This window comes from Limosilactobacillus avium (assembly GCF_947381485.1).
Classification (GTDB): domain Bacteria; phylum Bacillota; class Bacilli; order Lactobacillales; family Lactobacillaceae; genus Limosilactobacillus; species Limosilactobacillus avium.
This window is the reverse complement of the sequence record NZ_CANCWN010000038.1, coordinates 1-13,228: the sequence shown is the minus strand read 5'-3', so window position 1 is coordinate 13,228 and position 13,228 is coordinate 1. Positions and strand designations below refer to the sequence as shown.

Sequence of the window (13,228 nt, the reverse complement as noted above, 5' to 3'; positions counted from 1 at the left end):
TGAGCGGCCGTGACTGAACGTACCACGCTTTTCTTTAGCGCGATGGCGACGAATTCCATGATCAGGCAAATCGGGTAACTGCACATCAAGCCATCCTTGATCAATCCAGTTATAGACCGTCTTGTAGGCAATTCCAACTACATGGGCAACTTGTTCAGGGGACCACTTCTGGACTTGAATCTTTTCCTCGATCAAGTGTTTAAGGTTTTTAGTGAGCGAAGACTTCCGCCCCCGTTGACTAACCTTGCGTTCAAAGTCAGTTTGCGCTAGTTCAGCTTGATACTCACTATTTAGCCGGTGAAGTTCGTTAAAGATGGTGGTCTTACTAAAGCCTAAGTAGTTAGCGATGTATCGCAAGGAACGTCCTTCATTATGAAGTGTTTCAATGACAACACGGTTCTGGAATGATAAAATAGTGGTGCCCATTAAGGTCCTTCTTTCTAATGGAATGTTGAGGTAACACCATTAAAGACCTTGATGGGTTTTTCTGTCCACTTAAATGTTCAACTTAAATTTTACAATCTGCCAAACCCATTCTGCCTCTCAGCTTCACCAGTTGGTAACTGTTATGAAATGTGTGCCCGTGCTTACCGGGCTGGCTGGGGCGGTATCACTTTCAAGACCATTTCACCAAACAGTGAAAAGATTGATGAAGTATCTCCTCGTTTTAATGAATTATCAAAGGAAGACACCCCATTTGTTGCCTTTAACAACATGGAGCAACTATCCGAACGGACCGTTGAAGAAAACTGTGCTGATATGAAACGGCTGAAGGAAGAATTTCCTAACAAGGTTTTGATTGCTTCAATCATGGCTGCTACCGAAGACGGCCTGACTAAGTTGGCACAACAAGTTACTGAAGCTGGTGCAGACATTATTGAATTAAGTATGTCTTGCCCACAGACTTCTAACGCTAAGATGGGTGCCGAAGTCGATGAAGACCCAGAATTATGTAAGCAACTGACCGAGGCCGTTAAACGAGGAACCGATGTTCCAGTTATTGCTAAGATTTCACCAAACTTAGCATCAATGGTTCCTGCCGTTAAGGGTTGCTTAGCCGGTGGTGCCGATGGGTTCTCCCTTATTGATACTGTCCGTTCAGTTTCAAACGTTGACCTTGAAAAGAATGTCGCACTGCCTAACATCAATGGTAAGTCGGCCGTTTCTGGCTTATCTGGGAAGGCTGTTAAACCAATTGCCCTTCACTTCCTTCAAGAATTACGTTCTGCCTCTGGCCTTGAACAATTACCAATTGCCGGTATTGGTGGAATTGAAACCTGGGAAGACGCTGCTGAATACATTCTGATGGGTGCTACAACCGTCCAAGTAACCACGGCAATTATGCAATATGGTTACCGGATTATTGACGACCTGAAGAATGGTATGATGCACTACATGGAAGAAAAGGGTGTTGATCACCTTTCAGAATTAGTTGGTCTTGCTAATAAGAACGTTGTTCCAACCAGCCAACTGGACCGTGATTACAAGGTTTACCCAAAGATTGACTGGGATAAATGTATCGGCTGTGGTCGTTGCTTCATCTCCTGTCAAGATGGTGCTCACCAAGCAATGGGCTGGGATGATGAAAAACGTCTGCCAACCTTTGATAAGAGCAAGTGTGTCGGTTGTCAACTTTGTGCTCTGGTTTGTCCAGTTGGCGCAATTAAGTTGGGCTTAGTTGAAATGAAGCCAGGTCGTAAAGGTGACCCGGCTGAAGTTGATGCAAGCTCACAACGACTTCACAATTATGATTCTGCTGAAGACTAGGTTCTTCTAACACTAGGATAAACAAAGAGAGAAGGACCTAAAATGAGTTTAGTAGGATTATTAGTTGCCCTCGTACCAGCAATTGGTTTTGGTACTGAAATTATCAGTATGCAGCTTATTGGTGGTAGCTTCACCAACAAGTGTATGGGGATGGGGTTAACTACCCTGTTCGCTGGGTTAATTGTCTACTTTGTCCGGATACCAGTCCTTACACCACGGCAAATCATTGGTGCCACTATCTGTGGTGCCGGTGAAGCCCTAGGGCTCATTTTCCAAGTTAAGAGTTTGGAACTGGTTGGTGCAACCATGACCATGCCAATTTCCATTGGTGAGCAATTGATTGGTAACAACCTGATTGGTGCCATCTTCTTTGGGGAATGGGCAACCACTGGTAAATGGATCTACGGGATTAGCGCAGTTATCGTTATCATCATTGGTATCTTCCTTACTTCTTACCACGAACAAAAGAGCAAGGGTGCCGATGTTAAGAAAGGTAACATCTTACTGCTAATTTCTTCGCTTGGTTTTATTGCTTATGGTTCTGCGCCAAACGCCTTTAACCTGACTGGCTGGGATGTTTTGCCACCAGAAGCCGTCGCTATCTTCATCACTTATGTTATTGTTGGTTCTATGCAAAAGAGTGAAACTCAGAACCACATGTGGGATAAGTACACTTGGAAGAACATGATTACCGGTGCCTGCGATGTAATTGCCAACTTCACCTTAATCTTCTCGATTGCAATTAACGGTGAATCTGTCGGTTACACCTTCTCACAAATGAGTGTTGTAATTTCGACCTTAGGTGGATTCTTCATTCTGCACGAAGCAAGAACCAGGAAGGAAACTCGCCTGACAATTCTTGGTTTAATCCTGGTTGTTGCCGGTGCTGTCCTTATTGGTAAGACGCTGTAATTACAATGCAATTATTTTAAGGGGCTGAATTTCAGCCTCTTTTTATTATCACAAAACGGCTAAGGATAAATCACTATCCTTAGCCGTTTTCTATTACTTATTCACTTGTTACTGCTTCTTCTGCGGCCACTTTCTTCTTGGCGGTGGCCATCATTAACCGGATCCGGTTAAGCTGGTTGACCACCGAAGCACCAGGGTCGTAGTCGATTGGCATCAGGTTGGCGCCCTTGTATTCACGACGCAGTTCTTTCAACATCCCCTTACCAACGATGTGGTTTGGCAAGCACCCAAACGGCTGCATGCAGACGATGTTGTTAACGCCGGAACGGAGGAGTTCTACCATTTCACCTGGCAGGAACCAGCCTTCACCGGTCATGTTTCCCAGGGAAAGGACCGGCTTAGCACCGGCAACCACTTCATCCCACGGGGTAATCCCTTCAAAGTGCTTTGAAGCCCGCAAAGCCTCATCCATTGGCTTCTCGGCCTGACGAATCAGCTTCAACAGGACAGCTGCAAATAGTTGCGAACTCTTCTTGGCACCAAGGTGTTGGTGACGGTAAACCTGGTTGTACAGGGAGTAGTTCATGAAGCCTACAATGTCCGGAACCACTGCTTCGGCCCCTTCCCTTTCCAGGGTCCCCACAATGTCATTGTTGGCAATTGGCGAGTACTTGACCAGAATTTCACCAACCACGCCGACCTTTGGCTTAACAATGTCTCGTACCGGGAGGGTATCGAAGTCGTGCACAATTGCGTGAACGTTCCGCTTGAATTCCTTGAAGCTCCCGTTCTCCACGTTTGGCCGTACCCGGTCGAGCCAGTCAGCATAGAGGGCGTTTGTGGCGCCCTTCTCCACCTCATACGGCCGGGTGTGGTAAACCAGCCGTTCGAAGAGGTCACCATACAGGAAGGCAATCGACGCCCGCTTAATCAGCGGCAGGGTGAAGGTAAAGCCCGGTGTCGATTCAACCCCCTGGTTTCCCAAGGAAATCGAAACAACCGGTACCTGCGAGAAGCCGGCGTCCTTCAAGGCCTTGCGAATCAATGGCACGTAGTTGGTGGCCCGGCAGCCCCCACCAGTCTGGCTCATCATTACGGCGGTATGGTTCAGGTCGTACTTGCCACTCTGCAGGGCCTCAATCATTTGACCAATTGATATGATTGCCGGGTAGCAGGCATCGTTGTTCACGTACCGGGTCCCGACATCAACGGAACGGCGGTCCTTGATTGGCAGGTTAACAACGTTGTAACCCGATGCCTGGAGAGCCACGTCAACCAGGTTATGCTGGTGAATTGGCGATAGCATCGGCAAGAGGAGGGTGTACTTCTCCTTCTTCATTTCCTTGGTAAACTTGACCGGCGTTGGGTTGTCGTAGAGCTTTTCCGGATGAATCTCCTTTTCCGTCCGCTCCTTGATGGCCGCCTTCAGTGACCGAATTCGAATCCGGATGGCCCCGAGGTTATCCCCTTCATCAATCTTCAGGCAGGTATAGAGACGGTTGTACTGGTTCATGATTTCTTCAACCTGGTCGGTATCAATGGCATCCAGGCCACAACCAAAGGAGTTCAGTTGAACAAATTCCAGTTCCGGCGTCTTGGCCGCAATCCGGGCCGCCGCATACAGGCGGGAGTGATAGGACCACTGGTTAACTACCCGGAGGCCCTTGACGTCGCCCAGGTGGGCAATCGAGTCCTCGGTCAGGACGTGGAAACCGGCAGCCGTGATCATCTGGGAAATTCCGTGGTTGATCATCGGGTCGAGGTGGTATGGCCGCCCGGCAAGGACAACCCCGTGCTCCCCCTTCTGCTTCAGCATCATCAGGGTATCTTCACCCCAGTTATGAATCTTCTGGTGGAAGTTGTCCAGCTCCTGGTAACCGGCCTCGAGGGCATCGCGGACCTCCTGCTTCGTTATACCCAGGTCCTTGAAACATTCGTAGAGGTTTTCCGCCGTTGACTGGTGGTCCGCCAGGTTCAGGAATGGGTCCCGGAAGTCGACCTGACCACTCCGAATCTCGTCGACGTTATTCCGGATTACTTCGGGATACGACTGAACAATTGGGCAGTTGTAGTGGTTGTTAGCCGCCTTCTTCTCCTGGAGCTCGTAGACAATTGCCGGGTAGAAGATCCGGTCAACGTGGCGGTTGGCAATCAATGCCATGATGTGGCCATGGACGTTCTTGGCCGGGTAACAGATCGTGTCGGACGGGATGGTCTCCATCCCCTTCTCGTACTGCTCCTTACTCCCCTTTGGCGACAGGATCGTCCGGAAGCCCAGTTTCCTAAAGAAGGTAGCCCACAACGGGTAATCTTCGTACATGTTCAGAACCCGTGGAAGGCCGATTGTTCCGTGCTTAGCTAACTTACTGCGGAGCGGTCGGTACTTAAAGAGCTCCTTGTACTTCCGTTCTACCAGGTTGACCTTCCCGTTATTCCGGGGCCGCTGGCCGTGCAGGCGGAGGGCCCGGGCCTCACCCCGTTCACAGCGGTTACCGGTGACAAACTTCCGGCCGTCATTGAAGATGGTCAAAGTCAGCTCACAGTTGTTGGCACAGCCACCACAGTGCATGTACTCCTTTTCAAAGGTCAGGTTTTCCATCTCCTTGATAGAGAGGAGGCTGGTCTGGTCCCCGGCTTGGTAGTTATGTTCAGCAATCAGTGCCGCACCGTAGGCCCCTATTAATCCGGCGATGTTTGGCCGAATCACGTCGACACCAGCGATCTTTTCAAAGGCCCGCAAAACGGCATCATTATAGAAGGTTCCCCCTTGGCAGACGATGTGGTCACCCAGTTCGTCGGCACTCCGCATCTTGATTACCTTGAAGAGGGCGTTCTTGATGATGGAAAATGACAGGCCGGCGGAAATGTCACCGATTGTGGCCCCTTCCTTTTGGACCTGCTTAACCTTTGAGTTCATGAAGACCGTGCACCGGGAGCCCAGGTCGGCCGGGTGCTTAGCCAGCAAGGCAGCTTGGGCAAAGTCCCGGATATTGTACTTCAGACCGGTAGCGAAGGTTTCCAAGAAGGACCCGCAACCAGATGAGCAGGCTTCATTCAGCTTGATGTCGGCCAGGGCCCCGTTCTTGACCGTCATCGCCTTCATATCCTGGCCACCAATGTCCAGGATAAAGTCAACGTCTGGCTGGAAGTAGTGGGCCGCCTGGTAGTGGGCCACCGTTTCCACTTCGCCAAGGTCAACGTTGAGGGCGTTCTTGATCAGGTGCTCACCATACCCGGTGACGCAGGCCTTACCGATTTTCACGTCGGCCGGCATCTTCAGGTTCAGGTCCCGGAGCATCTGCTTGGTCTTCTCCAATGGGTCGCCATCGTTGTTGTCATATTCGGTAAACAGGAGTTTGTGGTCCGCTGACATCAGGACAATCTTGGTGGTCGTCGAACCAGCATCAATTCCCAAGAAGGCCGTTCCGTGGTAGTTTGCCAGGTCCCCGGCCTCAACCCGGTCCTTGGCATGCCGCTGACGGAAGGCCGCCAGCTCGTCTTCGTTATTGAAGAGCGGGTCGAGGGAGTGTGATGGTGCCAGAACGGAGGAATCACCGTGTTCCAGCCGGTCCAGCAAGATGTCCAAAGACAGCGTCGGCTGGTCATTAGCATAAAGGGCCGCCCCCTGGGCCACGAAGAGTTGCGGGTTCTCTGGGAAGATCACTTCATCGTCAGTGAGGTGGAGGGTCTCAATAAAGCGGTGGCGCAGTTGGTCCATGAAGTAGAGGGGACCACCCAGAAAGGCAACGTGTCCACTGATCTTGTGACCAGCAGCCAGGCCGGAAATCGTCTGGTTAACCACGGCTTGGAAAATACTTGCCGCAATGTCTTCCTTCCGGGCCCCATCATTGATCAGCGGCTGGACATCCGTCTTGGCGAAGACTCCACAGCGACTGGCAATCGGGTAAATTTTTTCCGCGTTCCGGGCTAGCTTGTTCAGTCCATCGGCATCGGTGTCTAAAAGGACCGCCATCTGGTCGATGAAGGCCCCGGTACCCCCGGCACAGCTCCCGTTCATCCGTTGTTCCAGGGAGTCGCCGAAGAAGGTGATCTTGGCATCTTCACCACCTAGCTCAATCGCCACATCCGTCTCGGGAATCAGCTGCTCAACGGTCTTGGTGCAGGCAATCACTTCCTGGATAAACTTCAGTTGCAATAGGTTGGCTAGACCAATCCCACCGGACCCCGTAATCGTGAAGGCAATTGGGGTGTCGCCACCCAGTTCAGCAATTGCTTCCTTGATTACGCGCTCACTAGCCGCTTTGACATCTGCATAGTGGCGTTCGTATCGAGAGAAAAGGGTCTGGTGGGCATCGTTCATCACTACCAGCTTAACCGTAGTTGAACCAACATCGATCCCTCCATAGAGTTTCTCTGTCATCGTTAAATTCCTCCCCTGACATACACCGTACTTTTCCAACAGCGTGTATAATATAATTAAGTATATTTTTAAATGAAAATTATCAACATTCAATCGGCAAAATTTACGGGTTTGTTTGTTAGACAACAGATTCCAACATTCTGTTGGATTTGATTTAAAGGGGGAATTGACGTGACACTCCAAGAAGATATTCGGGTACGACGGACCAAACAAAACATCGTCAATGCCTTTGTCGCCCTAACGAAGGAGAAGAGCATCGACGCCATTACCGTCCAGGAGATTGCGGACAAGGCGATGGTTAACCGGGCCACCTTCTATGCCCACTACCGCGATAAGCAGGACCTGTACGACCAAGTTTCAAGCAGGCAATCGGCCTCTTCACCCCCCTGCGGAACCCCCTCCTCTTTTTGAACCGTAAGATCATGTTCACCAAGTTGGAGGATACCCTGACTGGGGTCCTGGAAAAATGTTCTGAAAACCGGGACCTCCTCCTGATCATTGACGGGACGCCCTCGCGTACCCTCCAGAACCAGCTGACCCCGATTCTCAGTACCAACATCATTGGTATTCTGAAGGAATTCGGCATTGATAGAAAGAGCACGATTCCTTCTGACCTAGTTATCACCTACATTCTCTCAATTTTCATCAGTGTCCTTGCCTGGTGGCTCCATGAGGGGCAGGCCCATGACATGAGTGCCCGCCAGCTGGCCCACAACCTAATCAGGCTGGCATTGGATGGCCACATGCGGGTGCTGGGAATTGAGTCCTAACAAAAAAGGTTTGGCTGCGAAAGTCATCGCAGCCAAACCTTTTTTATTATTCAACTATTATTTTAAGCTTCTTCCGCAACGAAGAGCCGTGAACTGAAGTCCGATGGGTCCTTCTCTGGCTTCGTCCGGTCCATGATCCGTGGAACAAAGTAACCGGCGTTCATCAGTTCAGCACCATAGAACTTCTCGTCCCCGCCGTTAACCGTGTATTGCTTTTCAGGGTCGAGACCGGAAAAGTATACCCGGATGTAAGCTGGGTTGGCACCATTGAGAATCTGGAAGCGTGCCATGATCGCTTTTGTCTTGTCATCATTAACAACTTCCCAGTCGTAAACGTTATCGGTTGCCGTGTCGGCGTTTTCCAAACGGTAGAACTTCCCGAACTGGAAGAGCTTCCGGTACTTCTTGTAGAAGGCCACTTGGTCCTTGATCTCGGCCAGTTGGTCCTTTGGCAGCTTGGTAATATCCAGTTCGTAGCCAAAGTCGCCGAAGTATGCCACGGCTGCCCGGGTTGCCAGCGAAGTCAGCCGGCCAACCTGGTCATTTGGCACTGCAGAGACGTGGGCACCCCACATTGATTGTTGGTAACCATAGGAAGTCCCGTCTTGAATCTTGATCCGTTCAACGGCATCGGTGTCGTCACTGCACCATGCTTGTGGTGCGTAGTACATCATCCCGAGATCGAACCGGCCACCACCGGAAGCACATGATTCAAAGAGGACCTTCGGGAAGGCACTCGTCAGGCGGGCATATAATTGGTAAACCCCGAGAATGTAGCGGTGGGCAAATTCAAGCTGGCGGTCAGCGGGTAGCTTGGCCCCAAACATTTCCGTAATGTTCCGGTTCATGTCCCACTTGATGTAGTCCAGTTGGGTCTTCTTGATGATGGCACTGATGTGGTCAACTAAGTAGTCGACAACTTCCTTGCGGGTCATGTCGAGGACAAACTGGTTCCGGGCAGGTGTGCTCTGCCGGCCAGGGGTAGCAATCATCCAATCAGGGTGTTCTTCATAGAGCTTACTATCGATGGAGATCATTTCCGGTTCGAACCAGAGACCGAACTTCATCCCCTTGTCGTGGACCTTCTTGGCAAAGCCGTCAATCCCGGTAGCAAACTTCTTTTCGTCAACAAACCAGTCCCCCAAACTGGACTTATCGTCGTCCCGGTGACCGAACCAACCATCATCGAGGACAAACATTTCGATTCCCAACTTGTGGGCTTCGTCAACGATTGGCATCAGCTTGTCTTCGTTGAAGTCCATGAAGGTTGCTTCCCAGTTATTGATCAGGATTGGCCGTTCCTGACGAGCAAAGTGGGGGTTGATCAGGTGGTCCTGGTAGAAGTCAGCCAGCTGATGGCTCATCTGGTTGAAGCCGTCACTGGTGTAGGTCATCACTGCTTCTGGCGTCTGGAAGCTCTCCCCATCGGATAGGTGCCAGCCAAACTCGTCCGGGTTGATGCCGACCAGGACCCGGGTCGTATCGAACTGGTCTACTTCTACGGAGTCGAGGAAGTTCCCGGAGTAGATGAAGTTAAAACCGAAGACACCACCGTGGTTGTTATCGGTGTGTGGCCGGGCCAGCATGAAGAATGGGTTGTGCTGGTGGCTGGATGCGTCCCGCAAACTGGAGATGCTCTGCACCCCGGCACGGAGTGGGGTCCGAATCAAATGACGTTCCCGGGCCCAGCTACCGGAGAATTGGACCATATCGTAGTTGGCGTCCGGCAGGTCAAGTTGGGCACTGAGCGCCCGGTTCAAGACAATGTCCTTGCCCCGGTTCTTAAAGGTGGCGCTACGGACAATGACGTCTTCCTTGTCAAAGATGGTGTAGTGGAGGGTCAAGGCAACGTCTGCGTATTCATCTTTGAATTCCACGTCCAGGTTTTGGGCATCATCACCCTGGTCATCAAACGATGATGGCATATCGTTTAGCCGTTGCTTGCCATCGGTAATCTTGTAGCCCATGTACTTGAACTCGGATGTCCGGGACCCATCGTTGTAGGTGATTTGGTAGGCCGGGTAGCGGTAGTCACCCTTACCCAGACCAGCGTATTCCTGCTTGATTAATTCCAGTTGGAAGTCCGCTTGTTCAACGGTCAGCGTGTTCGTGCAGTCGTGTTCTTCCCGGCTGGCCAGGTTCGTGTAGGCAGCCTTTACTGGAATCCGTGGTCCGTAGTAAAGCTGTCCCGCTTCACCATTTTCCAGGATTTGGAAAACATAGCTTGTCTTGGCAGTTTGCAAGTGGAAAAGCTTGTGTTCTTCGTTAACATGGATACTCATTTTAAATAACCCCTTTTTGTAAGCATTTACATTACCTATTATAAACTTAATCGGTCGCCGGCACTAGTTCTTCGTCATTTTCCTCCGGTTGGTCCTGCAGTTGAACCTGCAAAACATCATCCCCGGCCTGGACGTTTGTTCCCGGCTTGGCAGTTAGCGAAATTGGTCCCAGCTTCTTGGTGTTCGTCACGGCAACCACCACGGTATCATCGAGGCCCGCCTTCTTGATCGTTGGGTCCCAGAACTCAATCAGTTCTTGACCCTTCTTGACCCGCTGCCCCTCTTCAACGTAGGAAACAAAGCCGGTCCCCTTCAGCTTGACGGTCCCAATACCGACATGGATAAGGAGGGCAATCCCGTCATCGCTGATTAGGCCAACCGCGTGCCGGGTTGTAAAGACCTGCTTGACCGTGGCATCAAACGGGGCAAGGACCCGTCCATCGCTTGGCTTAATTGCAAAGCCGTCACCAGCGGCCCCGGTAGAGAAGACGTTATCCTTAACGTCGCTCATCTTCATCAGGGTTCCAGCAATTGGTGTGGGGATGTCAACATCCTTAGCGGGCTGGTCGTCGTCCTTGATGTGCTTGCCCCAGGTCTTCTCCAGTTCGGCAACAATCTCGGCGTGCTTTTCCTCACTCAGGATTACCTTCTTGGCAAAGACGCAGATGGAGATGACCAAAAGAACTGCTGGCACGGCAAACATCATCAGTTTGAAGTTCATCCGTCCCGTGGCGGTAATCGAAGAAGCGGTGGCTCCAGTTGTCATCCCCGCCAGGATGGCAACTTGACCAACAACCCCATTGGCGACGGCGCCACCGAACTTATCGAGTAGCGGCCGGACGGACAAGGCCAGGGATTCGTCACGGTGGCCTAACTTCAGCTGCCCGTATTCAACGGAGTCAGTGATAACCATCAGGACAATCAAAAAGACCATTGGTTGAGGGAAGCCGAACATCGAAGCGGCAATCAGAACTAACGCCAGGTTGTCGCCCGCGACGGTAAAGAGGGCAATCCCGCACAGCATGAAGACCAGCAGGCTGGTAAAGAGGGCCTTACGGCTGAGGTGCTTAGAGAAGAACGGGAATAAGGACGTCCCGATGATTCCTAAGAAGACGTTGATCGTGGAGAAAATCGAGAAGGCCTTCGGGGCCCCCATGATGTAGGTGAAGTAGTAAACTTCCAGGGAGTTAATGATGTTAATTCCAACACAGTAGAAGAGGTAGGCACAGGCCACCCACATCAGTTGGTCATTACCGGAGAGGGCCTTGAAGATACCGACGACACCAACCGTGTCCTTCTTATTCTTCCGAATTTCACTGTTGGTCTCCCGGGTGAAGATCCCCACACCCCAGGCAGACAACAGGGCCAAAGAACAGATAATCAGGGCAAAGACGAACCAACCACGGTTGTCACCGGTACTGGTCTTGGTTGCGGAGAAGTAGATGACGGCCGGCATGACAATGATTCCGACCATTCCCCCACCGATGGTTGAACCAACCCGGGCGAAGGTGGCGGTCTTTTCCCGTTCTCGGGAATCGGTCGTCAGCGATGGCAACATCGACCAAAAACCGACGTCCTTAAAGGAATAGAAGATGTCCATGGTGATGTAGAGGACGCCGAACAAGACGAGGTAGCCAATCGCACTCTTCTTGTACAGGCCACCCATGTTGGTGAAGAGCAAGAGGAGGATCACCGCGGAGACGGTCCCACCGATTACCACCCACGGACGGAAGTGGCCCCACCGGGTTTTAGTCCGGTCAATCGCGTTCCCAATGAAGGGATCAATGAACAATTCGACAAACCGCAGGCACATGATGATCAGGGTCACAATGCTAATCATCTTATTATCAAGGCTTTGGTTGCCGGTATCAAACAGGTGCGAGGTAATGAACATGATCAGGTAGCCGCAAAGGAGGCCGTAGAACGAGTCGTTACCAAAGGCACCAAAACTATAAGCAAGACGTTGCCGCATCGGCATCTTGTTCTTATTTTCAGTACTCATAATCTTTCCTTCTCTCTTTAACTTTAAAAGCGGTTTCTGTATCCGCTTTCATAATTCGAGATTATTATATTTGATAACCGTTTATCATTCCATGGCTAAAAAGTTCCAGTATGGGCAAAATAATTTTACTAACAAATCGACATGTAATTTTGATGTTCCATGCTACAATGGTGATAAAGAGTAATCGTGATTGAACAAATCAACATGGAAGGAAGAGAAAAAACATGGACGGTGAATACAAAAGCCTCACTGGCAAAAGTTTTGAAAGTAACATCCTGTTTATTGGCCAGGACAACTGCCGGCCCAACTACTTCTACCGGGGAAATAACGTCCGCGATAATTACGTGATTCACTACGTCATGGATGGCCAGGGAACCTTCTCCTCGGCCAACCACCCGGCCGTAACCCTGAAAAAAGGCGACGTCTTCCTCTTACCTAAGGGGGTCCCCTGCTTCTACCAGGCCGATGGTCAGCACCCTTGGAAGTACTTTTGGATTGGCCTTTCGGGAACAAAGATCAAGACAATGCTGGCCGGGTCGTCCCTGTTTACCAAGCGGTACCTCCGTCAGGTCCAGGGGAGCCACTTTTATGACAGCCTCTCCCGCCTCTTCGCCGCACTGAAGAAGAAAAGCTCCTTAGCCAACGACATCCTGGTCGAAACACTGACCTACCAGATGTTCTACCACCTGGTGACGGAATACCCGGGTCAGGCCCCTAAGGCCGGCAGTAAGGCCCATGACCAGCTCAAGTTAGCCACCTACTACCTGCAAAAGAACTTTGCCAAACAGTCGTGCACCGTTGAGGACCTGTGCCACCACCTTAATATCTCGCGCAGTTACCTCTACACCATCTTTAAGAAGGACCTCAACATTTCAGCCCAGAGCTACCTCACCCACTTGCGGATGGAAGAGGCCTGCCAGCTCCTTCGCAGTACGGACCAGACCGTCCAGGAGGTTGCCCACCAGGTTGGTTATCGGGACGAATTCACCTTCTCCAAGGCCTTTAAACGCTACAGCGGCTTTAGCCCGACGGTGTACCGTAAGCACACCATAACGACACGTCTATAAATTGTCAGCAGGACCTCCTATACTGAAATCATCAGTAAGGAGGTCTT

9 protein-coding genes are annotated in these 13,228 nt (G+C 51.0%); 5 read left to right on the top strand and 4 right to left on the bottom strand.

Features of this window, described 5'->3' with window-relative positions; translation table 11 throughout:
* Positions 1-426, bottom strand: a 426-nt coding sequence (locus QOS01_RS09300) for a helix-turn-helix domain-containing protein (protein WP_283622113.1), incomplete at its 3' end; no start/stop codon positions are given.
* Between the two features lie 51 nt (positions 427-477).
* Here QOS01_RS09300 and preA point away from each other — a divergent pair.
* A complete protein-coding gene (gene preA / locus QOS01_RS09295; RefSeq protein WP_283622112.1) occupies positions 478-1,767 on the top strand; it encodes an NAD-dependent dihydropyrimidine dehydrogenase subunit PreA in 1,290 nt (429 codons plus the stop codon).
* Between the two features lie 42 nt (positions 1,768-1,809).
* Complete coding sequence (locus tag QOS01_RS09290) at positions 1,810-2,679, top strand: GRP family sugar transporter (RefSeq protein ID WP_283622111.1); 870 nt, start codon at positions 1,810-1,812, stop codon at positions 2,677-2,679.
* 97 nt (positions 2,680-2,776) lie between these two features.
* Here QOS01_RS09290 and QOS01_RS09285 read toward each other — a convergent pair whose 3' ends face one another.
* Positions 2,777-7,060 carry a 2-hydroxyacyl-CoA dehydratase gene (locus QOS01_RS09285; RefSeq protein ID WP_283622110.1) on the bottom strand — a complete coding sequence of 1,428 codons (4,284 nt, stop codon included), beginning with the start codon at positions 7,058-7,060 and terminating at the stop codon, positions 2,777-2,779.
* A 171-nt stretch (positions 7,061-7,231) separates the two neighbouring features.
* On the opposite strand from QOS01_RS09285, the gene QOS01_RS09280 reads away from it, so the two are divergent.
* Both QOS01_RS09280 and QOS01_RS09275 read left to right on the top strand, forming a co-directional pair.
* Positions 7,232-7,471, top strand: coding sequence for a TetR/AcrR family transcriptional regulator (locus tag QOS01_RS09280; RefSeq protein WP_283622109.1), 240 nt, complete (start codon positions 7,232-7,234; stop codon positions 7,469-7,471).
* Between the two features lie 11 nt (positions 7,472-7,482).
* Positions 7,483-7,830 carry a TetR/AcrR family transcriptional regulator C-terminal domain-containing protein gene (locus QOS01_RS09275; protein WP_283622108.1) on the top strand — a complete coding sequence of 116 codons (348 nt, stop codon included), beginning with the start codon at positions 7,483-7,485 and terminating at the stop codon, positions 7,828-7,830.
* Between the two features lie 62 nt (positions 7,831-7,892).
* On the opposite strand, the gene QOS01_RS09270 is transcribed toward QOS01_RS09275, so the two are convergent.
* Together QOS01_RS09270 and QOS01_RS09265 are read right to left on the bottom strand one after the other, a co-directional pair.
* Positions 7,893-10,112 (bottom strand): alpha-galactosidase, encoded by a 2,220-nt coding sequence (locus QOS01_RS09270; RefSeq protein WP_283622107.1) that lies wholly within the window; start codon positions 10,110-10,112, stop codon positions 7,893-7,895.
* Between the two features lie 46 nt (positions 10,113-10,158).
* A complete protein-coding gene (locus tag QOS01_RS09265; protein WP_283622106.1) occupies positions 10,159-12,114 on the bottom strand; it encodes a PTS sugar transporter subunit IIA in 1,956 nt (651 codons plus the stop codon).
* A 224-nt stretch (positions 12,115-12,338) separates the two neighbouring features.
* Between QOS01_RS09265 and QOS01_RS09260 the strand changes: the two genes are divergently transcribed.
* The gene (locus QOS01_RS09260) at positions 12,339-13,181 is read left to right on the top strand and encodes an AraC family transcriptional regulator (RefSeq protein WP_283622105.1); all 843 of its coding nucleotides are present in this window, start codon (positions 12,339-12,341) and stop codon (positions 13,179-13,181) included.
* Positions 13,182-13,228: the final 47 nt, after the last annotated feature.

What these genes read in the sequence shown, in the direction of transcription:
- preA (WP_283622112.1), top strand. Translation starts at nt 478, where the DNA reads ATGGGTTTTTCTGTCCACTTAAATGTTCAACTTAAATTTTACAATCTG.
- QOS01_RS09290 (WP_283622111.1), top strand. Translation starts at nt 1,810, where the DNA reads ATGAGTTTAGTAGGATTATTAGTTGCCCTCGTACCAGCAATTGGTTTT.
- QOS01_RS09285 (WP_283622110.1), bottom strand. Translation starts at nt 7,060, where the DNA reads ATGACAGAGAAACTCTATGGAGGGATCGATGTTGGTTCAACTACGGTT.
- QOS01_RS09275 (WP_283622108.1), top strand. Translation starts at nt 7,483, where the DNA reads ATGTTCACCAAGTTGGAGGATACCCTGACTGGGGTCCTGGAAAAATGT.
- QOS01_RS09270 (WP_283622107.1), bottom strand. Translation starts at nt 10,112, where the DNA reads ATGAGTATCCATGTTAACGAAGAACACAAGCTTTTCCACTTGCAAACT.
- QOS01_RS09265 (WP_283622106.1), bottom strand. Translation starts at nt 12,114, where the DNA reads ATGAGTACTGAAAATAAGAACAAGATGCCGATGCGGCAACGTCTTGCT.
- QOS01_RS09260 (WP_283622105.1), top strand. Translation starts at nt 12,339, where the DNA reads ATGGACGGTGAATACAAAAGCCTCACTGGCAAAAGTTTTGAAAGTAAC.